Genomic DNA, 23,817 nt, shown 5'->3' with positions numbered 1-23,817 from the left:
GCGTGGTCGCATGACGGCCGCCGACCCCCTGCCGGAGCCGGACGACGAGCCGGTGCCGGCCCCGTACGGCCGCCTGCCGGTCGGGTCGCCGCGGCGCCGCTGGGCGCGGCGCGAGCCCGACGAGGCCGAGGCCAAGGCCCTCGCCTCCCCGCTCCGGCTGCAGATCCTGCGCGCGGCCCTGCACGAGCCGCGCACGAACAAGGAGATCGCCGAGTCCGTCGGCCGCAACCCGGCCACCGTGCTCCACCACGTGCGCACCCTGGTCGACACCGGCTTCCTGATCGAGCAGGAGCGGCGGCGGGGGGAGCGCGGCTCGCGCGAGGTGCCGTACCTCGCGTCCGGGAAGTCGTGGGCCATGGACGGTGGCGCCCCCACGCCGCGAGGCGCCCGCGACGTGCTGCTGCAGACCTTCCTCGACGAGTCCGACCGCGTCCCCGAGGGGATGCTCAGCACGAGCCGCCTCGGCTTCCGGCTGTCCGCGCGCGACCGCGAGGTGCTGCTCGGCCGGCTCTACGACGTGCTGCGCGACATCGAGGCGATGCCGAGCGACCCGGACGGCGAGCCGTGGAGCCTGTTCGTGGGCCTGCACCCCGAGGTGCTCGGCGGCGGGCCCGAGGCGGTCAGGGCACCCGACCCGCCGGCGGCCCCGCCACGGCGGGCGCGAAGGCGGGGCGGTTCCACCCGCGGTCGCTGAAGGCCGCGTCGACGGCCCGCTCGACGTCGCCGACCAGCTCGTCCGGCACGAGCGCCACGGCCGACCCGCCGAAGCCGCCGCCCGTCATGCGCGCGCCCAGTGCGCCTGCGGCACGGGCGGTCTCGACGGCCAGGTCGAGCTCCTCGCTCGACACCCCGTAGTCGTCGCGCAGCGAGGCGTGCGAGGCGTCGAGCAGCGGGGCGAGGTCGCGCGGCCGTCCGTCGGCCAGCACCTCGACCGCCTGCCGCACGCGGTCGATCTCGGTGACCACGTGCCGCACCCGCGTCCGCAGCCGGTCGTGCCCGTCGAGCCGCGCGAGCGCGGCGTCGAGGTCGTCGACCTCGCGCAGGGTCGGGACGCCGAGCAGCCGCGCCGCCTCCTCGCAGTCGCTGCGCCGCGCGGCGTACTCGCTGTCGACGAGCCGGTGCGGCGCGCGCGTGTCCACCACGAGCAGCGTGAGGCCCGCCTCCTCGAAGCCCGTCACCACGGGCGTGGCGGAGCCGTCGCGGCAGTCGACGAGCAGCGCGTGCCCCTCCTGCGCCCGCAGCGACGCCGCCTGGTCGAGCCCGCCGGTCGACGCCTGGGCGACCTCGTTCTCGGCACGCACGCAGGCCGCGGCGAGCCGGGCACGGCCGTCGTCGTCGGTCGGCAGACCCAGCAGGTCGGCGAGCGCGACGGCGAGCGAGCACTCCAGGGCCGCCGAGCTCGACAGCCCGGCGCCCAGCGGCACCGCGCTGGCGACCACGACGTCGACGCCGGGCACCTCGACGCCGTCCTCGGCCAGCGCCCAGAGCACGCCGGCCAGGTAGGCGGCCCAGCCCTCGGGGGCACCAGGCCCGATGTCGCCGAGGCGGCCCTCCCAACGCTCGTCCTCGCGGTCGAGGCTCACGAGCCGGACGACGTCGTCGTCACACCGTCGGACGGCGGCGAACGTGTTGTGCGGCAACGCGATCGGCAGGCAGAGTCCGTCCTGGTAGTCGACGTGCTCGCCGATGACGTTGACGCGCCCCGGCGCGCGCCACACGCCGTCGGGACGCCCCTCGAAGGTGTCGGCGAACGCGTCGGCCACCCGCTGCGACAGGTCGGACGCGGTCAGCTCCTCGACGCCGCTCACCCCGCGACCTCGCGCAGCCGGTCGGCGATGCGCTCGGGCGTGGTGTCGTTGACCCAGGCGCCCGCGCCGGACTCCGAGCCGGCGAGGTACTTCAGCCGCCCAGGTGCCCGCAGCACCGACATCACCTGCAGGTGCAGGCGTCCGAGCTCGCGACGCCCGTCGAGCGGCGCCTGCTGCCAGCCGGCGATGTACGGCAGCAGCAGCTCGCCGCCGTCCTCGCCCGGGTAGTAGCGGTCGAGGCGCTGCATCAGCTCGAGGTAGACGTGCGCCAGCTCGTCGCGCTCGGCCTCGTCGAGCGCGGCGAGGTCGGGCACGTCGCGGTGCGGCGCGAGGTGCACCTCGACCGGCCAGCGGGCCGCCGCGGGCACGTACGCGGTCCAGTGCTCGCCGGACAGCACCACGCGGGTGCCCGCGCGCCGCTCGGCGGCGAGCACGTCGGCGAGCAGCGACCCGCCGGTGGCCCGCCGGTGCAGCTCGGCCTGCCGCAGCACCACCTCGCTGCGCGGCGGGACGAACGGGTAGGCGTAGATCTGGCCGTGCGGGTGGTGCAGGGTGACGCCGATCTCGCGGCCGCGGTTCTCGAACGGGAACACCTGCTGCACCGGACCGAGCGCCGACAGCTCGGCGGTGCGGTCGGCCCACGCCTCGACGACCGTGCGCACCCGCTCGACGGGCAGGTGGCCGAAGCTCGTGCCGTGGTCGCTGCTGAAGCAGATCACCTCGCAGCGACCCGCGGCGGGCTCGACCGGCCAGGTCGGGTCGCCGTCGACCAGGCCCGACGTCCCGTGCGGGTGCATCGAGAACGACGGGAACCGGTTCTCGAACACGACGACGTCGTAGTCGTCGCTCGGCACCTCGGACGGGACGGTGCCGCGGCCGGTGGGGCACAGGGGGCACTCGTCGGCGGGCGGCATGAAGGTGCGGTTGAGGCGGTGGGCGGCGAGCGCGACCCACTCGCCGGTGAGCGGGTCGCGGCGCACCTCGCCGGCCTGCTCGGCCCGCTCGAGCGGACGGCTGTCGTGCACGACCCGCTCGGTGCCGTCGACGTACGGCGCGGAGTCGTCGAAGTACACGATCTCGCGCCCGTCGGCGAGCCGGTGGCTGCTGCGCCGCACGGACGGCGGGGAGCCGGTCACGCCGTCGCCCCGGCGCCGGTCGCCGCGACGTCGGCCACGACCAGCCGCCCGACCCGCTCGGACAGCGAGCGGTGCGCGTGGGCGGCCAGGCCCGCGTCGGTGACGAGAACGTCGACCTCGTCGAGCGAGGCGATGGTCGTGAGGCCGACGACGCCCCACTTGCCGCTGTCGACGGTGACGACGAGCTGGCGGGCGGCGGCGATGAGCGCCCGGTCGGTGTCGCCCTCGACCATGTTCGGCGTGGTGAGGCCGGCCGCGGGGTCGATGCCGTGCGCGCCGAGGAAGAGCCAGTCGACGTGCAGCGAACGCAGCGCGTCGACGGCGACCGGGCCGACGAGCGCGTCGGACGGCGTGCGGATGCCGCCGGTGAGGATCACGGTGCGGTCGGCGCGGGGCTGCTCGTGGAACAGCTGCGCCACCGGTACCGAGTTGGTGACGACGGTCAGGTGCTCGAGGTCGACCAGCAGCCGCGCGACCTCGTAGGTGGTGGTGCCCGCCGACAGCGCCACCGCCGCCCCGGGCTCGACGAGCGCGACCGCCTCGCGGGCGATCGCCTGCTTCTCGGCGATGCGCAGCGTCGACTTGGCGGCGAACCCGGGTTCCTCGGCGCGGCGGCCGCTCACCGACCGCACGCCGCCGTGCACCCGCTCGGCCATCCCGCGCGAGACGAGCACCTCGATGTCGCGGCGCACCGTCATGTCCGAGACGCCGAGCAGGTCGACCAGGTCGGAGACCCGGGCGGCGCCGTCGCGCGCGACCTCGTCGAGGATGCGGTCCTGGCGCTGGCTCGCGAGCACGTCAGGATCCTCGCACCACGGCGACCGCCCCGGCGGCCAGCGTCCAGGACCCGGTCACGGCCCGGTCGGCGACGAGGTCGTACCCGTCCAGGGCGACCTCGGCGTCGTCGCCGTGGTTGAGCAGGAAGGTCCAGGTGCGGTCGCCGTCGCCGCGCCGGACGACCTCCACGTGCGGAGGGCGCACGACGGGGGCGCGGACTCCTGCTGCCTCGCACACGGCGTCGACGAGCCGCGCGGTCGCGTCCGGGTCGAGGCGGGTCGCGCAGTACCACGCGGCTCCCGCCCCGACCTCGCGCCGCGTGAGCGCGGGGACGCCGGCGAGCGGCCCGTCGGCGTACCGCGCCAGCACCTGCGCGTCGACGACCTCGAGCAGCTCGGACCACAGCGTCCCGGTGCCGCCGTCGTCGAGCGCGACCTGCTCGCCGACCGGCAGCGGGAAGAACTCCTCGACGCGGACGCCGAGCAGCTCGCGGAAGGCGCCGGGGTAGCCGCCGAGCCGGACGTGGTCGTGCTCGTCGCTGATGCCGCTGAAGTAGGTGACGAGCACCTGCGCGCCGGCCTCGGCGGCCGCGGCCACCGCCGCGGCCGCCTCGTCCGTGCACAGGTACAGCGTCGGGACGAGCACCACCCGGTACCGGGACAGGTCGGCACCGGGGTGGACGACGTCGCAGGTGACGCCTGACGCGCGCAGCGCCGCGTGCAGGTCGTGGGCGACCTGGCCGGGGTCGACGGCGGTCGAGGGCACGGCCTGGAGGGTGGCGGCCCGGGTCGAGGCGTGGTCCCACAGCAGCGCCACCGGCGCGTCGACCCGCGACCCGAGCACCTCCTCGAGGCGGGCGCAGACCGCACCCAGCTCGCCCACCTCGCGGAACACCTTCGTGTCCGTGCCGGCGTGCGGCACCAGGCCGGAGTGGAACTTCTCGGCGCCGGCGCGCGAGGCGCGCCACTGGAAGAAGCCGAGGGTGTCGGCACCGCGGGCCACCTGGGCGAGCGAGTCGCGGAGCATCTGCCCGGGGGCCTTGGCCTGGTTCACCGGCTGCCAGTTCACGGCGCTGGTCGAGTGCTCCATCAGTACCCAGGGGCGCCCGCCCGCGAGCCCGCGGGTGAGGTCGGCCGAGAACGACAGCTCGGCCCTCGGGTCGTACCGCGCCTCCGTGAGCGCGCCACCCGGCTGGTGCACGACGTAGTGGTCGGTGCTGACGACGTCGACCTCCGGCGCCCAGCGCGAGTAGTCGAGCAGGCGGAAGTGGTCGTTCGTCATGAAGTTCGTGGTGACGGGGACGCCGGGCGACAGCGCGTGCAGCACGTCGCGCTCGGCGACGTACTGCGCGAGCAGGGTGTCGGAGCCGAACCGCCAGAAGTCGAGCTGGTGCGTCGGGTTGCCGAAGGTCGGCGTGACCCGCGGCGGGATCACCTGCTCCCAGTCGGTGTACCGCTGGCTCCAGAACGCCGTGCCCCACGCCTCGTTCAGGTGGTCGAGGTCGCCGTACCGGTCGAGCAGCCAGGTGCGGAAGGCGGCGGCGCACACCTCGCACCAGCACGGCAGGTTGTGGCAGGCGTACTCGTTCGAGACGTGCCACATCGCCAGCGCCGGGTGGTCGTGGTACCGGCGGGCCATCTCGGACGCGAGCGCCACCGCGTGCTCGGTGAACACGGTCGAGCTCGGGCAGTACGCCTGCCGGCTGCCGTGCCACAGCCGCGTGCCGTCGCTGCGGACGGGGCGGCTGTCGGGGTACTTGTGGCTGAACCACGGTGGGGGAGAGGCCGTGCCGGTCGCGAGGTCGACGGCGATGCCGCCCTCGTGCAGCAGGTCGAGCACGTCGTCGAGCCAACCCGTCTCGTACCGGCCCGGCTCGGGCTCGAGCCACGACCAGGAGAAGACCCCCACGGTGGCGAAGGTGACGCCGGCCTCCTGCATGAGCCGGACGTCGTCGCGCCAGACCTCGCGGGGCCACTGCTCGGGGTTGTAGTCGCCGCCCAGGGCGATGCCCCCACGGGGCCACGGTCGCATGGCCGCCACTGTGGCGCAGGCACGACAACGATGTCAACAGAAACGAACATGGCGCTACAACGTTGCAATCGCCTGTGCCGCAACCGAAGACTTGACGAGGAGGTATCCGTGCAGCGACAGTCTGCGGACAGGAGCTGATCGGATGTGTTCGGTTCCGTTCGTTGCAGGACCCCCGGGCGAGTGCGCCGGGGCCGTCGTCGAAGGAGACGCCATGGCACGCCCGCAGACCGAGGCCCAGTACCTCGCGAGCCTCGTCCCGTCGTCCGTCGCGGGCACCGCGATGGCCCGCCGCAGCGTGCTGCGCGCGTTCCTGCTGGGCGGCGCCGCCCTCGGCGTCGGCGGCTCGCTCGCCGCGTGCGGCAGCGACGACGACGGCGGGTCCGGCTCGTCCGAGAGCCCGTCCGGCACCGTGTCGTTCGGCTCGAACGAGAGCGGCACCACCTTCGCCGAGCAGCGCGAGGCGATGGCCGCCGACTTCAAGAAGTCCTCGGGTGTGTCGGTCGAGATCAACGCGGTCGACCACAACACGTTCCAGGAGAACATCAACACCTACCTGCAGGGCAACGCCGACGACGTCTTCTCCTGGTTCGCCGGCTTCCGGATGCGGTTCTTCGCCGACTCCGGCCTGATCGGCGACGTGAGCGACATCTGGCCGCTCGAGGGCATCGCGGACTCCTTCAAGGAGGCCTCGACCGGCAACGACGGCAAGCAGTACTTCGTGCCGCAGAGCTACTACCCGTGGGCCGTGTTCCACCGGAAGTCGACGTTCGAGGAGAACGGCTGGACCCAGCCGACGACGCTCGACGAGATGGTCACGCTGATGGACGCGATGAAGACCGCGAACCTCACCCCGATCGCGTTCGGCGACAAGGACGGCTGGCCCGCGATGGGCACGTTCGACATGCTGAACATGCGGGTCAACGGCTTCGACTACCACATCTCGCTGATGGCGGGCGAGGAGTCGTGGGACTCCTCGGAGGTCAAGGAGGTCTTCTCGACCTGGGCCGAGCTGCTGCCCTACCACCAGGCCGACTCCCTCGGGCGCACCTGGCAGGAGGCCGCGCAGACGCTGCAGCGCAAGGAGGCCGGCCTCTACATCCTCGGCACGTTTGTCAACGAGCAGTTCCCGGACGACGAGGACGACCTCGACTTCTTCACCTTCCCGGAGATCGACTCGGCCATCGGCGCCGGTGCGATCGACGCCCCGATCGACGGGTTCTGCATGTCGGCGAACCCCGACAACGAGGCCGGCGCCAAGGCGTGGCTGACGTACCTGGCGAGCCCCGAGGCCGCCGCCGCCGCGGCCACCACCGGGCTGCCCTTCATCGCCGCCAACACCGACGCCGACACCTCGGTCTACTCCGAGCTGCAGAAGAAGTCCGCGCAGCTCGTGGGCGAGGCCGAGAACATCGCGCAGTTCCTCGACCGCGACACCCGTCCGGACTTCGCGTCCACGGTGATCATCCCGGCGCTGCAGGAGTTCATCGGCAACCCCGGCGACGTCGACTCGCTGTGCAAGAGCATCCAGGAGCAGAAGGTCTCGATCTTCGGCAGCTGAGGGCCTCGGCAGCCGAGACCCGTCCACCCCGCACGAGGAGGAGCGATGTCGCTCGAGACCCCGGCCGTCGCCCCGCCCGCGGACGGGAAGGTGCCGCCGCGCGCCCGCAAGGGCGCGCGGCGCACCCGGATGGGTCGCCTCACCGGCGCCGACCGCGTGGTCGTCACGCTCTTCGTGGTGGTGCCGTCGCTGTTCGTGATCCTGCTGGTCTGGTTCCCGGCGGTGATGTCGATCGTGCTGTCGTTCACGAACTGGAACGGGATCGGCGACGTCGCCGACATCGAGTTCATCGGGACGAAGAACTACGAGGACGTCACCACGATCTACCCGCCGTTCTGGCCGGCGGTGCAGCACAACTTCGTCTGGCTCGGCTTCACGTTCCTGGTGCCGACCGTGTTCGGCATCTTCCTCGCCGTCCTGCTCGACAAGGAGGTGCGGGGGAGCCGGTTCTACCAGACCGCCTTCTACATCCCGGTCGTGCTCTCGCTGGCGCTGATCGGCTTCATCTGGCAGCTGATCTACTCCCGCGACCAGGGTCTGCTGAACGCCGTGCTCGGCACCGAGACGGACTGGTACGGCGACCCCTCGGTCAACCTGTGGGCGGTGCTGTTCGCCTTCGGGTGGAAGCACACCGGTTACATCATGCTGCTCTACCTGGCGGGCCTGAAGGGGGTCGACCCGGCGCTGCGCGAGGCGGCCGCGGTCGACGGCTCGGGCGAGGTGTCGACGTTCTTCCGGATCATCCTGCCGGTGATGCGACCGATCAACCTGATCGTCGTGGTGGTGGTGTTCATCGAGTCGCTGCGGGCGTTCGACCTGGTCTGGATCATCAACAAGGGCCGCAACGGGCTCGAGCTCATCGCCGCGCTCGTCACCAGCAACGTGATCGGCGAGGCCAGCCGCATCGGCTTCGGCTCGGCCATGTCGACGATCATGCTGCTGCTGTCCTCGGTGTTCATCGCCGTCTACCTGCGCGTCGTGATGAAGGAGGACCGATGACCGCCGCCGCCGTCCGCGAGCCGCGCCCGGCCGACCAGGTGCGCACCCCCCGCAAGCGGGTGAGCCCCGCCCGCGTCGTGCTGCAGGTCTTCCTGGTGCTCGTGGCGGTCGGCTGGCTCTTCCCGATCGGCTGGGCGGTGCTCAACTCGTTCCGGGACTACGCGTACACGTCGGCGAACGGGTACGTCAGCCTCGGCGGCTGGACCTTCGACAACTACGTCAACGCCTGGCAGCAGGGCAACTTCGGCCCGAGCTTCGTCAACTCGATCGTCATCACCGTGCCGGCCGTGCTGCTCACGCTGTTCCTGTCGTCGTGCACGGCGTTCGTGCTCGCCCGGTTCAGCTACCGGTTCAACCTGACGCTGCTCGGCGTGTTCCTCGCGGCGAACCTGCTGCCGCCGCAGGCCCTGCTCGTGCCGGTCTTCCAGATGTACCGGCGCATCCCGATCCCCGAGGCCCTGTTCGGCAGCGAGCTGCTGCTCGACAGCCACCTCGGCCTCGTCCTGATCAACGTCGGGTTCCAGATGGGGTTCTGCACGTTCGTGCTGAGCAACTACATGAAGACGCTGCCGTTCGAGATCTACGAGTCCGCGCAGATCGACGGCGCCTCGGTGTGGCGGCAGTTCTGGCAGCTCACCCTGCCGCTCATCCGCCCCGCCCTGGCCGCGCTGGCGGTGCTGCAGACGACCTGGATCTACAACGAGTTCTTCTGGGCGACGGTGCTCATCCAGAGCTTCGACAAGCTGCCCGTCACGAGCTCGCTGAACAACCTGCGCGGCCAGTTCTTCACCGACTACAACCTGCTGTCCGCCGGGTCGGTCCTCGTGGCGCTGCCGGTGCTGATCGTGTTCTTCGTCCTCCAGCGCCAGTTCGTGGCGGGCCTGACCCTCGGCTCCACCAAGGGCTGACGGGCCCTGGTCGTGCGCCGGGCGGCCGGTCCGGCAGAATGCCCGTCATGCCCGACCACGTCGCCGAGCCGGCGTCCCGTCCCCGGCTGTTCTCGGGGATGCAGCCCACGAGCGACTCGCTGCACCTCGGCAACTACCTGGGTGCCCTGGTCAGCTGGGTCGCCCTGCAGGAGACCCACGACGCCACCTACTGCGTGGTCGACCTGCACGCCATCACGGTCGAGCACGACCCCGCCGTGCTGCGCGAGCGCACCCGCCGCACCGCGGCGCAGTTCCTGGCGGCCGGCGTCGACCCGGAGCGCTCGGTGCTGTTCGTGCAGAGCCACGTGCCCGAGCACGCCGAGCTCGCGTGGGTGCTCGGGTGCCTCACCGGCTTCGGCGAGGCGTCCCGGATGACGCAGTTCAAGGACAAGAGCCAGAAGGGCGGACGAGAGACGTCGACCGTCGGGCTGTTCACCTACCCGGTGCTGCAGGCCGCCGACATCCTGGTCCACGACGCCGACGCCGTCCCGGTCGGCGAGGACCAGCGCCAGCACCTCGAGCTGAGCCGCGACCTCGCCCAGCGGTTCAACTCCCGGTTCGGGCGCACGCTGGTGGTGCCGAGCCCGCACATCGTCAAGGAGACGGCCAAGATCACCGACCTGCAGGACCCCACGGCGAAGATGAGCAAGTCGGCGTCGTCGGCGAGCGGCATCATCGACCTGCTCGACGACCCGAAGGTCACCGCCAAGCGGATCCGCTCGGCCGTCACCGACACCGAGCGGGAGATCCGCTTCGACCCCGAGGCCAAGCCCGGCATCTCGAACCTGCTGACCATCCACGCGGCGCTGTCCGGCCGGACGGTGGCCGACCTCGAGCAGGACTACGCGGGCAAGGGCTACGGCGACCTGAAGAAGGACCTCGCCGAGGTCGTGGTCGGTGCGCTCGGTCCGGTCCGCGAGCGGGCGCTGGAGCTGCTCGACGACCCCGCCGAGCTCGACCGCCTGCTCGCCGACGGCGCCGACCGGGCGGGGGAGCGGGCCGCCGCCACGCTCGCGCGGGTCTACGACCGCGTCGGCTTCCTGCCGAGGCGTCGTGGCTGACCAGGGCGTCCGCGGGTCGCTCCCGGCGGACGCGTACGGCGACACCATGGCCATCCCGGTCATCCGTCCCGACACGCGTCCCCCCGGTGAGGAGGACCGGCACGTCACCATCGGCGTCGCCGTCGCCGTCCCCGAGCCGTACGGCAGCGAGCTGGAGCGCTGGCGCGCCGACTTCGGCGACCCGCAGGCCGCCGTCATCCCCGCGCACGTGACCCTGCTGCCGCCGACCCCGGTCGAGCGGGAGGCGCTGCCGCGGATCCGCGAGCACCTGCACCGCGCGGCGGCGACGCACGAGCCGTTCCCGATGGTGCTGCGCGGCACCGGCTCGTTCCGGCCGGTCTCGGACGTCGTGTTCGTCCAGGTGGCCGAGGGCATCGCCGAGTGCGAGCAGCTCGAGCGCGAGGTGCGCGGCGGCCCGCTGCACCGCGACCTCGCCTTCTACTACCACCCGCACGTCACGGTCGCCCACGACCTGCCGCACGCGAACCTCGACCGCGCCTCCACCACGCTCGCCGACTACGAGGCCCGCTTCACCGTCAGCTCGTTCACGGCGTACCTGCACGACGGCGACGGCGTCTGGCGCGTCGACCACGAGTTCGGGCTCGGGACGGCCTGAGGTGGGCGGCATCGGCGCGCTCTGGTCCCGGTTCCAGCGCTCGCACGCCTGGCGCACCTGGCAGCTGTACGGGCAGCGGCGCGGTCCCGTGCTCGCCGGCGGCATCGCCTACGCCGGGCTGTTCTCGGTGTTCGGCGCGGTGGTCGCCGGGTTCGCCGTCTTCGGCCTGGTGCTCGGCTCCAACGGCCCGCTGTTCGACGCCGTCGTGTCGGCCGTCGACGACACCCTCCCGGGGCTGCTCGACGTCCCGCCCGGCGACGGCGTCATCGAGCCCGCCTCGCTGGTCGACCCGAACCTGGTGAGCTGGGCGGGCGCCATCGCCTTCGTCACAGCGGTGTTCGCCGGCCTCGGGTGGCTCGACGCCCTGCGCGAGGGCGTGCGGGCCATGTTCGCGATGCCGCCGATCCAGCAGAACGTCGTGCGCGCCAAGCTCGCCGACCTGCTCGTCCTGGCCACGCTCGGCCTGACCCTGCTGGCCTCGGCGGTGCTCAGCATCGGCACCGGCTCGGCCGCGTCCTGGCTGCTGCAGCAGGTGGGGCTCGAGGGCGGCCCGGTCGGCTCGGTCGCGCTGCGCGTCCTCGCGGTGGTCGTGGTGGCCGCCGTCGACACCCTCGTCCTGGTCGTGGTGTTCCGGCTGCTCGCCGGCCTGCACCTGCCCTGGGTGCGCATGCGCGGCGCGGCGATCGGCGGCGGCGTGGCGCTCGCCGCGATCACCCAGCTGTCGGGCCTGCTCATCGGCAGCGCGGGCTCGCGCAACGCCCTGTTCGCCACCGGCGCCGTGCTCGTCGGCCTGCTGGTCGTCCTGAACCTGGTCTCGCGCGTCATGCTCGTGTCGGCCTGCTGGATGGTGGTCTACGACGACCCCGAGGCCGTGCGCGAGCACAGCGTCCCCGAGCCGGTCGACCTGGTGAAGTCCGACGAGTACCTGCGCACCGCCGACCCCCGCGAACGCACCTTCGGCCCCGGGCCGCAGCCCGTGGTCTCCCAGCGCGCCGCCGACCGCACCAGCGTCGCCGCCGGCGTCGTCCTCGGCGTCGGGGCCGTCGTCGTCGCCCGCGTCCTGCGCGGCGCCGCCTCCTCCGCCGTCAGCCTCCTCCGCCGCGGCGACTGACCCCCCGTCCGGGGCGAATCGTCAGGTAGTCGCCCCGCGACGGCCCGTCGAAGGGGCGACTGGTCCGGTATTCGCCAGCGTGATCGCCATGATGGCCCGCGTCGTCCACAACCCCGCCCACCTGGGCCGCCGTCCACAACAGGTCGGCCCCGAGGCGCCTACCCCGCAGAGGCGAGGCACGGTCGACCTCGTGTCGAAGACGTCGGACCTGTTGCTGCCCGCTGTGTTCCTCGGACGCGAGGCGGTGGCCGAAGGTGTGCTGACGCCGAAGCAGCTGCGGCGCGACCACGACGTCGTCGCGGTCAGACGGGCGTTCGGGTTGGTGGACCCCCGCGCCGAGTCGCTACCGGAGTCGGCCGTACGGGTGCACCTGGTCCTGGCGGGCTTCGACCCCACGCCCCAGTACGTGATCCGCGTGCGGGGACGGGTCGTCGCCCGCGTCGACCTGGCGCTGGTCGAGCACCGCGTCGCAGTCGAGTACGACGGGGCGTGGCACGCGCTGCGCGAGCAGCTCGAGCGCGACCGCGCCAGGCTGAACCACCTCCGCGAGGCGGGCTGGGTCGTCGTGCACGTCACGGCCGACCTGCTGCGGCGTCCGGCCGACGTCGTGGCCGCGGTGCGCCGGGCGGTCGGCGGGGCCGCGGCGAACAGCGGACGATCCGCCCCCGGGAGGGCCTCCCGAACGGCAACTACCTGACGATTCGCCCTCAGGGGACCCAGCGAGGGGGTCAGAAGCGGCGGGTCAGCAGGGCCTGCTTGACCTCGCGGATGGCCTTGGTGACCTCGATGCCGCGGGGGCAGGCCTCGGTGCAGTTGAAGGTGGTGCGGCAGCGCCAGACGCCCTCGCGGTCGTTGAGCACCTCGAGGCGGCGGTCGGCGCCCTCGTCGCGGCTGTCGAAGATGAAGCGGTGCGCGTTCACGATCGCGGCCGGGCCGAAGTACTGGCCGTCGGTCCAGAACACCGGGCAGGACGAGGTGCACGCGGCGCACAGGATGCACTTGGTGGTGTCGTCGAACCGCTCGCGGTCGGCGGCGGACTGCACCCGCTCCTTGGTGGGCACGTGGCCCGAGGTGATGAGGAACGGCATCACCTCGCGGTACGACTGGAAGAACGGCTCCATGTCGACGACGAGGTCCTTCTCCAGTGGCAGGCCCTTGATCGCCTCGACCGTGATCGGCTTCGAGGGGTTCAGGTCCTTGAGCAGCGTCTTGCACGCCAGCCGGTTGCGGCCGTTGATGCGCATCGCGTCGGAGCCGCAGACGCCGTGCGCGCACGAGCGGCGGAACGTGAGGGTGCCGTCCTGCTCCCACTTGATCGTGTGCAGCGCGTCGAGGACGCGGTCGGTGCCGTGCACCTGCACCCGGTAGTCCTCCCAGTGCGCCTCGGAGTCCTGGTCGGGGTCGAACCGGCGGATCCGCAGGGTCACCTCGAACGAGGGGATCTCCTTGACGGCGGTCGAGCCGGACTCGGTGCCGGCCTCGGCGGTGGCGCTGCTCATCAGTACTTGCGCTCCATCGGCTGGTAGCGGGTGGTGACGACGGGCTTGTAGTCGAGCCGGACGTCGGCGGTGCCGGGGCTGTCGGTCGACGGCACCCGGTAGGCCATGGTGTGGCGCATGAAGTTCACGTCGTCGCGGTCGGGGTAGTCCTCGCGGAAGTGGCCACCGCGCGACTCCTTGCGCTCGAGCGCGCCGACGACGATGACCTCGGCGAGGTCGAGCAGGAAGCCGAGCTCGACGGCCTCGAGCAGGTCGGTGTTGTAGCGGCGACCCTTGTCCTGCACCGTGATCGAGCGGTAGCGCTCCTGCAGCACGTCGATGTCGGCGAGCGCCTGCTTCAGCGAGGCCTCGGTGCGGAACACCTGGGCGTTGAGGTCCATGGTGTCCTGCAGCTCCTTGCGGAGCACCGCCACCTTCTCGCCCTCGCCGCGCCCGCGGATGCCCTCGAGCAGCTCGACGGTGGGCACCTCCGCCGCCTCGGGCAGCGGCGCGTGCTCGACCTTGAGGGCGTACTCGGCGGCGGCGATGCCGGCCCGCTTGCCGAACACGTTGATGTCGAGCAGCGAGTTGGTGCCGAGCCGGTTCGAGCCGTGGACGGACACGCACGCGACCTCGCCGGCGGCGTACAGCCCCGGGACGACGGTGGTGTTGTCGCGCAGCACCTCGGTCTCGATGTTCGTCGGGACGCCGCCCATCGCGTAGTGCGCGGTGGGGTAGACGGGCACCGGCTCGGTGTAGGGCTCGATGCCGAGGTAGGTGCGCGCGAACTCGGTGATGTCGGGGAGCTTGGCGTCGATGTGCGCCGGCTCGAGGTGGGTGAGGTCGAGCAGCACGTAGTCCTTGTTGGGGCCGGCGCCGCGCCCCTCGCGCACCTCGTTGGCCATCGACCGGGCGACGATGTCGCGCGGCGCGAGGTCCTTGATGGTGGGGGCGTAGCGCTCCATGAACCGCTCGCCGTCGCCGTTGCGCAGGATGCCGCCCTCGCCGCGCGCGGCCTCGGACAGCAGGATGCCGAGGCCCGCCAGGCCGGTCGGGTGGAACTGGAAGAACTCCATGTCCTCGAGCGGCAGGCCGCGGCGGTACACGATGCCCATGCCGTCGCCGGTGAGGGTGTGCGCGTTCGACGTGGTCTTGAAGACCTTGCCGGTGCCGCCGGTGGCCAGCACCACCGACTTGGCGCCGAACACGTGGATCTCGCCGGTGGCGAGCTCGTACGCCACGACGCCGGCCGCGCGCTCCTCGCCGTCGATCTCGCTCATCAGCAGGTCGAGGACGTAGAACTCGTTGTAGAACTCGACGTTCTGCTTGACGCAGTTCTGGTACAGCGTCTGCAGGATCATGTGACCGGTGCGGTCGGCGGCGTAGCAGGAGCGACGCACGGCGGCCTCGCCGTGGTTGCGGGTGTGCCCGCCGAACCGGCGCTGGTCGATGCGGCCCTCGGGCGTGCGGTTGAACGGCAGGCCCATCTTCTCGAGGTCGAGGACGGCGTCGATGGCCTCCTTGCACATCACCTCGGCGGCGTCCTGGTCGACGAGGTAGTCGCCGCCCTTGACGGTGTCGAAGGTGTGCCACTCCCAGTTGTCCTCCTCGACGTTGGCGAGGGCGGCGCACATGCCGCCCTGTGCCGCGCCGGTGTGGGAGCGGGTGGGGTAGAGCTTGGTCAGCACCGCGGTGCGGGCCCGCGTGCTGGACTCGAGGGCCGCGCGCATGCCGGCGCCGCCGGCACCCACGATCACGACGTCGTAGCTGTGCACCTGCATCGAGATCTCCTCTGCCTGCTCAGGTACCCGGGCTCAGGCCGTGCAGAACGACGCGAGCAGCTCGGGGTCCGCGCCGGGCGGGCACGGGTCGAACGTGAAGATGACCAGCGTGCCGAGCACGACCACCACGACGGTGGCCACGAGCAGCAGGGTCTTGAGGGCGAGCCGGGTGCCGTCGCGCTCGGCGTAGTCGTTGATGATGGTGCGGACGCCGTTGGCGCCGTGCAGCATCGCGAGCCACAGCATCGCGAGGTCCCACACCTGCCAGAACGGGTTCGACCACTTGCCGCCGACGAAGGCGAAGTCGATCGCGTTGACGCCCTCGCCGACCATCAGGTTGACGAAGAGGTGGCCCAGCACGAGCACGACCAGCAGGACGCCGGACAGCCGCATGAACACCCAGGTGAGCATCTCGAAGCCGGGCCGGTTGGCGGGGCTGCGGCGGTAGGGCGAGCGCGGCGCGTCGAGCGCGGGGGAGGCGGGAGCGGTCACGGGGTCAGCCTCCGAACACGTGAGACAGGTGCCGGACGATGAACGGCACGAACAGCACGACCCAGACGACACCGACGCCCCAGAGCATCTGGCGCTGGTACCGCGGCCCCTTCGCCCAGAAGTCGACCAGGACGATCCGGATGCCGTTGAAGGCGTGGAACAGGATGGCGGCGACCAGGCCGGCCTCACCCAGCCCCATGACCGGGTTCTTGTAGGTGGCGATCACGTCGTTGTACGCCGCCGGCGACACCCGCACGAGCGCGGTGTCGAGGACGTGCACGAGCAGGAACATGAAGATCGCGAACCCGGTGACCCGGTGGGCGACCCAGGACCACATGCCCTCGCGGCCGCGGTAGAGGCTGCCCGCCACCCTGCCGGGCTTGCCCGACGGCAGACCGGCGCCGGCCGACGTGGTGGTTGTCGTGGTGTCAGCCACCGGACCGCCTCCTCATCACGCGGCCCGCTGGGTCGGGCCGTCCAGGACTGCGTCAGTCTACGGACGTACCGGGCACCCGCCTCACCGGGCCGTCGTGAGATCGCCCACTGCCCGGGGTGCATCCGCGCGGCGGTCCGCGAGCACCCCCGCGTAGTGCCCGAGGAGGGCGTCGCCGACGGCGTCCCAGGTGCGTCCGAGGCTCACCCGGCGCCCCGTCTCGCCCATCACGGCCCGCAGCTGCCGGCTCGCCGCGCCGTGCACCACCAGGTCGGACACGGCCGCGCGCAGCGCGCGCGGGTCGCCGGGCGGGACGAGCAGGCCGGTGCGGCCGTGGTCGACCACGTCGAGCGGACCGCCGCGCGCGGGCGCCACGACCGGCACCCGGCTCGCCATCGCCTCCTGGAGCGTCTGCCCGAACGTCTCGTGCGCGCCGGTGTGCACGAAGACGTCGAGGACGGCGTACGCCGTCGCCAGCCCCTCGCCGTCGAGCCGCCCGAGCAGCCGCGCACCGGTGCCGTCGAGCGCGGCGGCCACCGACGCGCGCGAGGGGCCGTCGCCCACCACCACGACCCGGGCGCCGGGCAGGTCGGCCACCGCGCGCAGCAGCTCGACGTCCTTCTCGGGCGCGAGCCGCCCGACGTACCCGACGAGCACCTCGCGGCCGCCCAGGAGCTCGGCCCGCAGCCCGGCCCCGGCCGCCGTCGCGCGGTGCCGCGGGTGGAAGCCGACGGTGTCGACGCCGCGCCCCCACCGCCCCAGCCGCCGGAACCCGCGCCGGCGCAGCTCGGCCAGCGTGGGCCCGGACGGTGCGAGGGTCAGGTCGGCGAGGTCGTGCACCCGGCGCAGCCACCGCCAGACCGGGCGCTCGGCCGCGCCGAGCCGGTGCCGGCGCGCGTACCCGGCCACGTCGGTCTGGAACACCGCGACCGACGGGACATCGAGCCGGCGCGCCGCGGCCAGGGCCTGCGCCCCGAGCGCGAACGGCGACGCGACGTGGACGACGTCGGGCGCGAACCCGGCGAGGGTGGCGGCGACGGCGGTCGACGGCAGCCCCAGGCTGAACCCGCGGACCGGCACCGACGGCAGCGTCCGCACCGGGAACCCGGCGTACGACGACGGCGCCGGACCGGGGCAGACGACGACCGCGTCGTGGCCGCGGGTGCGCAGGTGGTCGAGCACCCGCAGCACGCTCGTCGTGACCCCGTTGGCGCTGGGCAGGAAGGACTCGGTGACCACGGCGACCCGCACGCGCCGACCGTCCCGCCCGCGGGTGTCCGGACGGCGACGTCCGATCGGGTGTCGGGTGACGGTCGGGTGACGGCGTCGCGCCGTTCGCTGGGAGGCTGGTCCCATGACCGACCCGCTGCCCGGCTTCGTGGCCGTCATCCCCGCCGGTGGTGCGGGCACCCGGCTGTGGCCGCTCTCGCGCGCCGCCTCGCCCAAGTTCCTGCACGACCTGACCGGCACCGGCCGCACGCTGCTGCAGGGCACCTGGGACCGGCTCGTCCCGCTCACCGGCGAGGGCGGGGTCGTCGTCGTCACCGGGCGCGCGCACGCCGACGCGGTGCGCGAGCAGCTGCCCCACCTCGCGCCCGCCGACCTGCTCGCCGAGCCGTCCCCCCGCGACTCGATGGCCGCCATCGGCCTCGCCGCGGCCGTCCTCGTGCGGCGCGACCCCGAGGTCGTGATCGGCTCGTTCGCGGCCGACCACGTCATCGGCGACGTCGACGCCTTCCACGCCACCGTCCGCCAGGCCGTCGCGGTCGCGCGCGACGGCTGGGTGTGCACGGTCGGCATCGAGCCGACGTCCCCGGCCACCGGGTTCGGCTACGTCCGCTCGGGCGCGGCGATCGAGGTCGACGGCGCACCGGACGCGCAGGCGGTCGTCGAGTTCGTCGAGAAGCCCGACCACGGGACGGCGACTCGCTACCTGGACGAGGGCGGCTACCGCTGGAACGCGGGCATGTTCGTCGTCCGGGCCGCGACGCTGCTCGAGCACCTGCACCGGCAGCTGCCGGCACTGCACGACGGCCTGGTCGAGATCGCCGCCGCGCTGGACGCCGGTGACGACGCGGTCCTCGACCGGGTGTGGCCCGGGCTGACGAAGATCGCGATCGACCACGCGATCGCCGAGCCGGTCGCCGCGACCGGCGGGGTCGCGACCGTGCCCGGCGGGTTCGGCTGGGACGACGTGGGCGACTGGGCGTCGCTGACGGCCCTGCTGCCGGAAGCGGTCTCGGGCCCCCGGGTGCTCGGCGACGGCGAGGTGGTCGAGGTCGGCAGCGGCGGGCTGGTCGTGCCCGCGTCCGGTCGCGTGGTCACCGTCGTCGGGCTCGACGACGTCGTCGTCGTCGACACCCCGGACGCGCTGCTCGTCACCACCACCGGCCACGCGCAGCGGGTGAAGGAGGTCGTCGAGCGGCTGCGGAGCGAGGGCCGCGACGACCTGCTCTGACGGGGTCGGGTGCGTCACAGCGGGAGGCCGCCCGCGCCCGCGCTCCCTAGACTCGCGCGGGTGACCGGTACCGAGCCCGCGGCAGCCCCACCCCCCGAGCCCGAGGTGCTGCGGCTGGCGTCCGAGTTCGACGCCGTCGAGCGCGAGCAGTGGCTCCGCGCGGTCGACGGCGTGCTCCGCAAGGCCGGCCGGCTCGCCGACGACGCCCCCACCGGCGCCGGCCTCGACGTCCTGACCCGCACCCGCCCGGACGGCGTGCGGGTGCTCCCGCTCTACACCGCGGCCGACGTCGAGGGCGTCGACGACGCGGGTGCCCCGGGTGCCTGGCCGTTCACCCGCGGCTCCCGCGCCGAGGGCCGGCCCGACGGCTGGGACGTGCGGCAGCGCCACACCGGCACCGACGCCGCCGCCGTCCGCGAGGCGGTGCTCGCCGACCTGGACGGCGGGGTCACCTCGGTGTGGCTCGCGGCCGGCGAGGGCGGGGTCCCCGTCGCCGACCTGCCCGCGGCGCTCGACGGCGTCCTGCTCGACCTGGCGGCGGTCGCGCTCGACGCGGGAGCCGAGGCGCAGCAGGCGGTCGACGCGCTGCTCGACCTGGCCGACGCGCGCGGCACCGCGCCCGGCGACCTGCTCGCCTCGCTCGGCCTCGACCCGGTCGGGCTGCGCGCCCGCACCGGCACCGGTCCGGACGTCGCGTCCGTCGTCCCGCTGGCCCGCCGCGTGGCGGAGTCGTACCCGCACGTCGCCGCCGTCACCGTCGACGCCTCGGCGGTGCGCGAGGCCGGCGGGTCGGACGCCCAGCAGCTCGGGTTCTCGCTGGCGTCCGGTGTGGCGTACCTGCGCGCGCTCGTCGACGACGGGCTCGACGTCGCCGCGGCCGCGCGGGTGCTGGAGTTCCGGTACGCCGTGACGGCCGAGCAGTTCCCGACCATCGCCCTGCTGCGCGCCGCGCGGCGGCTGTGGGCGCGGGTGCTGGAGGCGTGCGGCACGACCGAGGTCGCGCAGCGCCAGCACGCCGTCGTCAGCGACACCACCTTCACCCGCCGCGACCCGTACGTGAACGTGCTGCGCGGCACCGTCGCCGCGTTCGCGGCCGGCGTGGGTGGTGCCGACGCGGTCACGGTCCCGCCGTTCGACGTGGAGGTCGGTGCGCCGCAGGCGTTCTCGCGTCGACTCGCCCGCAACACGCAGCTGCTGCTCGTCGAGGAGTCGCACGTCGCCCGGGTGATGGACCCCGGCGGCGGCTCCTGGTACGTCGAGCGCCTCACCGACGACCTGGCGCGCGCCGGGTGGGAGGCGTTCCAGCGCATCGAGGCCGGCGGCGGCGTGCTGGCGGTGCTCGACGACGGCTCGCTCGCCCGCGAGGTCGAGGAGGTCCGCGCCGGCCGCGAGCGTCGTGCGGCGAGGCGCACCGCCCCCGTCACGGGCGTCAGCGAGTTCGCCGACCTCGACGAGAAGCCGCTGGTGCGCGACCCGCTGCCCGGGCGCGCCGAGCCCGCGGGCCTGCCCCGCTACCGCCCGGCCGGGGCGTTCGAGGCGTTCCGCGACCGGTCCGACGAGGCGCTCGCCCGCGACGGCCGGCGTCCCACCGCGTTCCTGGCCACGCTCGGGCCGCTCGCCACCTACTCCGCCCGGGCCTCGTTCTGCCGCAACCTGTTCGCCGGCGGAGGCGTCGCCACCCCCGAGGCGGGACCCACCGACGACGTCGAGGCGGTCGTGGCCGCGTTCCGCGAGGCGTCCACCCCCGTCGCCGTGCTCTGCTCCGGCGACGCGCTGTACGACGAGCGCGCCGAGGCGACCGCGGCCGCCCTGCACGAGGCGGGTGCGCGGGTCGTCCTGCTCGCGGGACGCCCCGCCGAGCCGGTGCCGGGCGTCGACGGGCTGGTGCACGCCGGCTGCGACGCGCTGGCCGCCATCGACCTCGTGCACCGCGCGACCGAGGAGGCGAAGGCGTGAGCACCGTCCCCGACTTCACCGGCGTCCCGCTCGAGTCGCCCACGTCCGCCCGCGCGGGCTGGGACGACGCGCTCGCGGGCCGCGAGCGGCCGACCGCCTGGGACTCGCCCGAGGGCATCCCGGTGCAGCCGCTCTACACCGCGGACGACCTGCGCGACGTCGACTTCCTCGCCACGTACCCGGGCGTCACCCCGTACCTGCGCGGGCCGTACCCGACGATGTACACGACGCAGCCGTGGACCGTCCGCCAGTACGCCGGGTTCTCGACCGCCGCGGAGTCGAACGCCTTCTACCGCCGCAACCTCGCGGCCGGGCAGAAGGGCCTGTCGATCGCGTTCGACCTCGCGACCCACCGCGGCTACGACTCCGACCACCCGCGGGTGGCGGGCGACGTCGGGATGGCGGGCGTCGCGATCGACTCGATCCTCGACATGCGCCAGCTGTTCGACGGCATCCCGCTCGACCGGATGTCGGTGTCGATGACCATGAACGGCGCCGTGCTGCCGGTGCTCGCCCTCTACGTGGTGGCGGCCGAGGAGCAGGGGGTGAAGCCGGAGCAGCTCACGGGGACGATCCAGAACGACATCCTCAAGGAGTTCATGGTCCGCAACACCTACATCTACCCGCCGCAGCCGTCGATGCGCATCATCTCCGACATCTTCGCGTTCACGAGCGCGAACATGCCTCGCTTCAACTCGATCTCGATCTCCGGGTACCACATCCAGGAGGCCGGGGCGACGAACGACCTCGAGCTCGCCTACACCCTCGCCGACGGCGTCGAGTACCTGCGCGCGGGCGTCGAGGCGGGGCTCGACGTCGACGTGTTCGCGCCGCGGCTCAGCTTCTTCTGGGCGATCGGCATGAACGTGTTCATGGAGATCGCCAAGATGCGGGCGGCCCGGCTGCTGTGGTCGAAGCTGGTGAACCGGTTCGAGCCGCAGAACCCGCGCTCGCTGTCGCTGCGCACCCACTCCCAGACGTCGGGCTGGTCGCTGACGGCGCAGGACGTCTTCAACAACGTCGTGCGCACCTGCGCCGAGGCGATGGCCGCGACGCAGGGCCACACCCAGTCGCTGCACACCAACGCCCTCGACGAGGCGCTCGCGCTGCCCACCGACTTCTCGGCCCGCATCGCGCGCAACACCCAGCTGCTCCTGCAGCAGGAGTCGGGGACCACCGACGTCGTCGACCCGTGGGGCGGCAGCCACTACGTCGAGCGGCTCACCTACGACCTCGCCCGCCGCGCCTGGGCGCACATCGAGGAGGTCGAGCGCGCCGGCGGCATGGCCGCCGCGATCGACGCCGGCATCCCCAAGATGCGGGTCGAGGAGGCGGCGGCGCGCACGCAGGCGCGCATCGACTCCGGCCGCCAGCCCGTCCTCGGCGTGAACAAGTACGTCGTCGACGTCGACGAGGAGATCGACGTGCTGCGGGTCGACAACGCGCAGGTGCGGCGCGAGCAGCTCGACAAGCTGCGCCGGCTGCGCGAGGAGCGCGACGCCAGCGAGGTCGACGACGCGCTGCGCCGGCTCACCGAGGCGGCCGCCCGCTCGGTCGACGGCAGCACCCGCGGCGACGACGAGAACCTGCTCGCGCTCTCCGTCGCGGCCGCGCGCGCGAAGGCGACGGTCGGCGAGATCTCGGACGCGATGGAGAAGGTCTTCGGGCGCCACGCCGGCCAGGTGCGCATCATCTCCGGTGTGTACTCCGAGGAGGCCGGCAGCAACCCGGCGATCCAGACCGCCCGCGAGCTCGTGCAGGAGTTCGCCGAGCGCGAGGGGCGCCAGCCGCGCATCCTCGTCGCGAAGATGGGCCAGGACGGCCACGACCGCGGCCAGAAGGTGATCGCGACGGCGTTCGCCGACCTCGGCTTCGACGTCGACGTCGGCCCGCTCTTCCAGACGCCGCAGGAGGTCGCGCGGCAGGCGGTGGAGTCCGACGTGCACGTCGTCGGTGCGAGCTCGCTCGCGGCCGGTCACCTCACCCTGGTGCCCGAGCTGCGGTCGGCCCTGGCCGAGCTCGGCCGCGACGACATCATGGTCGTGGTCGGGGGTGTGATCCCGCCCGCCGACGTGCCGACGCTGCTCGAGATGGGCGCGGCCGCGGTCTTCCCGCCCGGCACGGTGATCGCGCAGGCCGCGACCGACCTGCTCGGCAAGCTCGCCGCGGCCCTCGGGCACGACGACACCGGCCACGACGCCTGATGGCCCGGGCGCTGCCCGACGTCGCCGAGCTCGCCGGTGGGGTCCGGGCCGGCGACCGGGCGCTGCTCGCCCGGGCGATCACGCTGGTCGAGTCGACCCGTGCCGACCACCAGGAGCGGGCGCAGCAGCTGCTGCTCGAGCTGGCCCCCGGTGCGGACGCGGCCCCGACGACGCGGGTGGGCGTGTCCGGCGTCCCCGGCGTGGGCAAGTCGTCCTTCATCGAGGCGGTGGGCACCCGGCTGACCGCGGCGGGGCACCGGGTGGCGGTGCTCGCGGTCGACCCGTCGTCGACGCGCACGGGCGGCTCGATCCTCGGCGACAAGACCCGGATGTCGGCGCTGTCGAACGACCCGGCCGCGTTCGTGCGGCCCTCGCCGACCGCCGGGACGCTCGGCGGCGTCGCCCGCCGCACCCGCGAGACGATGGTCGTGGTCGAGGCCGCGGGCTACGACGTCGTGCTGGTCGAGACGGTGGGGGTCGGCCAGTCCGAGACGACCGTCGCGCAGATGGTCGACACCTTCCTGCTGCTGACGATCGCGCGCACCGGCGACTCCCTGCAGGGCATCAAGAAGGGGATCCTCGAGCTCGCCGACGTGGTGGCGGTGAACAAGGCCGACGGCGCCCACGAGGGCGACGCCCGGGCCGCCGCGCGCGAGCTGTCCGGCGCGCTCCGGCTGATGACGCCGACGAGCGCGGCCTGGCGCCCGCGGGTGCTGCCCTGCTCGGCACTCACCGGCGCCGGCCTCGACGAGGTCTGGGGGGCGGTGCGGGCGCACCGCGACGCGCTCGCCGAGGCGGGCGAGCTGGTGACGCGCCGGGCCGACCAGCAGGTCGACTGGATGTGGCAGATGGTGCGCGACCGCCTGCTCGACCGGCTGCTGACCGACCCGTCGGTGCGCGAGCGGCTGCCCGGCCTCACCGCCGAGGTCCGCGAGGGCGCGCTCACCCCGACGCTGGCCGCCCAGGCGCTGCTCGACGCGCTCCGCTGA

General features: G+C 73.4%; 21 protein-coding genes. 12 read left to right on the top strand and 9 right to left on the bottom strand.

Annotated features, from left to right (window positions below; all coding sequences use genetic code 11):
* Positions 1 to 10: 10 nt before the first annotated feature.
* The gene (locus ACYVKY_RS11995; RefSeq protein ID WP_460435217.1) at positions 11 to 694 is read left to right on the top strand and encodes an ArsR/SmtB family transcription factor; all 684 of its coding nucleotides are present in this window, start codon (positions 11 to 13) and stop codon (positions 692 to 694) included.
* Here ACYVKY_RS11995 and galK read toward each other — a convergent pair.
* From galK to ACYVKY_RS11975, 4 genes are read right to left on the bottom strand one after another with little or no spacing between them, the layout of a single operon-like run.
* Entirely contained in the window at positions 621 to 1,808 is a 1,188-nt protein-coding gene (gene galK, locus ACYVKY_RS11990; RefSeq protein ID WP_460435216.1) for a galactokinase, read from the bottom strand. The two genes, ACYVKY_RS11995 and galK, sit on opposite strands and share 74 nt — an antisense overlap.
* A complete protein-coding gene (gene galT, locus ACYVKY_RS11985) occupies positions 1,805 to 2,923 on the bottom strand; it encodes a galactose-1-phosphate uridylyltransferase (protein WP_460435237.1) in 1,119 nt (372 codons plus the stop codon). Before galT ends, galK begins: the two co-directional genes overlap by 4 nt.
* Positions 2,924 to 2,940: 17 nt before the next feature.
* On the bottom strand, positions 2,941 to 3,741 hold the full coding sequence (locus ACYVKY_RS11980; protein ID WP_460435215.1) for a DeoR/GlpR family DNA-binding transcription regulator: 801 nt from the start codon (positions 3,739 to 3,741) through the stop codon (positions 2,941 to 2,943).
* Position 3,742: 1 nt separating this feature from the next.
* Positions 3,743 to 5,752, bottom strand: coding sequence for a beta-galactosidase (locus tag ACYVKY_RS11975; protein ID WP_460435214.1), 2,010 nt, complete (start codon positions 5,750 to 5,752; stop codon positions 3,743 to 3,745).
* Positions 5,753 to 5,963: 211 nt separating this feature from the next.
* Between ACYVKY_RS11975 and ACYVKY_RS11970 the strand changes: the two genes are divergently transcribed.
* From ACYVKY_RS11970 to ACYVKY_RS11940, 7 genes are all read left to right on the top strand, one after another.
* The gene (locus ACYVKY_RS11970) at positions 5,964 to 7,310 is read left to right on the top strand and encodes an ABC transporter substrate-binding protein (RefSeq protein ID WP_460435213.1); all 1,347 of its coding nucleotides are present in this window, start codon (positions 5,964 to 5,966) and stop codon (positions 7,308 to 7,310) included.
* A gap of 45 nt (positions 7,311 to 7,355) precedes the next feature.
* Entirely contained in the window at positions 7,356 to 8,309 is a 954-nt protein-coding gene (locus ACYVKY_RS11965) for a carbohydrate ABC transporter permease (RefSeq protein WP_460435212.1), read from the top strand.
* Positions 8,306 to 9,217, top strand: a complete 912-nt coding sequence (locus ACYVKY_RS11960) for a carbohydrate ABC transporter permease (protein ID WP_460435211.1) — start codon at positions 8,306 to 8,308, stop codon at positions 9,215 to 9,217. The genes ACYVKY_RS11965 and ACYVKY_RS11960 overlap by 4 nt, the downstream gene beginning before the upstream one ends.
* A gap of 47 nt (positions 9,218 to 9,264) precedes the next feature.
* Entirely contained in the window at positions 9,265 to 10,299 is a 1,035-nt protein-coding gene (gene trpS / locus ACYVKY_RS11955; RefSeq protein WP_460435210.1) for a tryptophan--tRNA ligase, read from the top strand.
* Positions 10,292 to 10,915 carry a 2'-5' RNA ligase family protein gene (locus ACYVKY_RS11950; RefSeq protein ID WP_460435209.1) on the top strand — a complete coding sequence of 208 codons (624 nt, stop codon included), beginning with the start codon at positions 10,292 to 10,294 and terminating at the stop codon, positions 10,913 to 10,915. The genes trpS and ACYVKY_RS11950 overlap by 8 nt, the downstream gene beginning before the upstream one ends.
* A 1-nt stretch (position 10,916) precedes the next feature.
* Positions 10,917 to 12,026 carry a YhjD/YihY/BrkB family envelope integrity protein gene (locus ACYVKY_RS11945; RefSeq protein ID WP_460435208.1) on the top strand — a complete coding sequence of 370 codons (1,110 nt, stop codon included), beginning with the start codon at positions 10,917 to 10,919 and terminating at the stop codon, positions 12,024 to 12,026.
* 190 nt (positions 12,027 to 12,216) lie between these two features.
* Positions 12,217 to 12,723 carry an endonuclease domain-containing protein gene (locus tag ACYVKY_RS11940; RefSeq protein ID WP_460435207.1) on the top strand — a complete coding sequence of 169 codons (507 nt, stop codon included), beginning with the start codon at positions 12,217 to 12,219 and terminating at the stop codon, positions 12,721 to 12,723.
* Positions 12,724 to 12,754: 31 nt separating this feature from the next.
* Here ACYVKY_RS11940 and ACYVKY_RS11935 read toward each other — a convergent pair whose 3' ends face one another.
* The 5 genes from ACYVKY_RS11935 to ACYVKY_RS11915 form a co-directional block, all read right to left on the bottom strand.
* Complete coding sequence (locus tag ACYVKY_RS11935; protein WP_460435206.1) at positions 12,755 to 13,525, bottom strand: succinate dehydrogenase iron-sulfur subunit; 771 nt, start codon at positions 13,523 to 13,525, stop codon at positions 12,755 to 12,757.
* Complete coding sequence (gene sdhA / locus ACYVKY_RS11930) at positions 13,525 to 15,285, bottom strand: succinate dehydrogenase flavoprotein subunit (RefSeq protein WP_460435205.1); 1,761 nt, start codon at positions 15,283 to 15,285, stop codon at positions 13,525 to 13,527. Before sdhA ends, ACYVKY_RS11935 begins: the two co-directional genes overlap by 1 nt.
* Positions 15,286 to 15,318: 33 nt before the next feature.
* The gene (locus ACYVKY_RS11925; protein ID WP_460435204.1) at positions 15,319 to 15,777 is read right to left on the bottom strand and encodes a succinate dehydrogenase hydrophobic membrane anchor subunit; all 459 of its coding nucleotides are present in this window, start codon (positions 15,775 to 15,777) and stop codon (positions 15,319 to 15,321) included.
* Between the two features lie 4 nt (positions 15,778 to 15,781).
* A complete protein-coding gene (gene sdhC, locus ACYVKY_RS11920) occupies positions 15,782 to 16,171 on the bottom strand; it encodes a succinate dehydrogenase, cytochrome b556 subunit (protein ID WP_460435236.1) in 390 nt (129 codons plus the stop codon).
* Positions 16,172 to 16,294: 123 nt separating this feature from the next.
* On the bottom strand, positions 16,295 to 17,461 hold the full coding sequence (locus ACYVKY_RS11915; RefSeq protein WP_460435203.1) for a glycosyltransferase family protein: 1,167 nt from the start codon (positions 17,459 to 17,461) through the stop codon (positions 16,295 to 16,297).
* Between the two features lie 103 nt (positions 17,462 to 17,564).
* Between ACYVKY_RS11915 and ACYVKY_RS11910 the strand changes: the two genes are divergently transcribed.
* The 4 genes from ACYVKY_RS11910 to meaB are packed head-to-tail and all read left to right on the top strand — an operon-like array spanning position 17,565 to position 23,817.
* Positions 17,565 to 18,668 (top strand): mannose-1-phosphate guanylyltransferase, encoded by a 1,104-nt coding sequence (locus ACYVKY_RS11910; protein ID WP_460435202.1) that lies wholly within the window; start codon positions 17,565 to 17,567, stop codon positions 18,666 to 18,668.
* Between the two features lie 60 nt (positions 18,669 to 18,728).
* Positions 18,729 to 20,624, top strand: coding sequence for a methylmalonyl-CoA mutase family protein (locus tag ACYVKY_RS11905; RefSeq protein ID WP_460435201.1), 1,896 nt, complete (start codon positions 18,729 to 18,731; stop codon positions 20,622 to 20,624).
* Complete coding sequence (gene scpA, locus ACYVKY_RS11900; protein ID WP_460435200.1) at positions 20,621 to 22,828, top strand: methylmalonyl-CoA mutase; 2,208 nt, start codon at positions 20,621 to 20,623, stop codon at positions 22,826 to 22,828. Before ACYVKY_RS11905 ends, scpA begins: the two co-directional genes overlap by 4 nt.
* Complete coding sequence (meaB, locus tag ACYVKY_RS11895) at positions 22,828 to 23,817, top strand: ArgK/MeaB family GTPase (protein ID WP_460435199.1); 990 nt, start codon at positions 22,828 to 22,830, stop codon at positions 23,815 to 23,817. The genes scpA and meaB overlap by 1 nt, the downstream gene beginning before the upstream one ends.

It is taken from the genome of Angustibacter speluncae, from assembly GCF_054777815.1.
Note: the sequence above shows the minus strand (reverse complement) of the source record. Positions and strands in the feature narration are given on the sequence as shown.

Coding starts and splice junctions, on each gene's coding strand:
- sdhA (WP_460435205.1), bottom strand. CDS start 15,285: ATGCAGGTGCACAGCTACGACGTCGTGATCGTGGGTGCCGGCGGCGCC.
- ACYVKY_RS11910 (WP_460435202.1), top strand. CDS start 17,565: ATGACCGACCCGCTGCCCGGCTTCGTGGCCGTCATCCCCGCCGGTGGT.
- ACYVKY_RS11965 (WP_460435212.1), top strand. CDS start 7,356: ATGTCGCTCGAGACCCCGGCCGTCGCCCCGCCCGCGGACGGGAAGGTG.
- trpS (WP_460435210.1), top strand. CDS start 9,265: ATGCCCGACCACGTCGCCGAGCCGGCGTCCCGTCCCCGGCTGTTCTCG.
- meaB (WP_460435199.1), top strand. CDS start 22,828: ATGGCCCGGGCGCTGCCCGACGTCGCCGAGCTCGCCGGTGGGGTCCGG.
- ACYVKY_RS11970 (WP_460435213.1), top strand. CDS start 5,964: ATGGCACGCCCGCAGACCGAGGCCCAGTACCTCGCGAGCCTCGTCCCG.
- ACYVKY_RS11935 (WP_460435206.1), bottom strand. CDS start 13,525: ATGAGCAGCGCCACCGCCGAGGCCGGCACCGAGTCCGGCTCGACCGCC.
- ACYVKY_RS11995 (WP_460435217.1), top strand. CDS start 11: ATGACGGCCGCCGACCCCCTGCCGGAGCCGGACGACGAGCCGGTGCCG.
- ACYVKY_RS11975 (WP_460435214.1), bottom strand. CDS start 5,752: ATGCGACCGTGGCCCCGTGGGGGCATCGCCCTGGGCGGCGACTACAAC.
- ACYVKY_RS11960 (WP_460435211.1), top strand. CDS start 8,306: ATGACCGCCGCCGCCGTCCGCGAGCCGCGCCCGGCCGACCAGGTGCGC.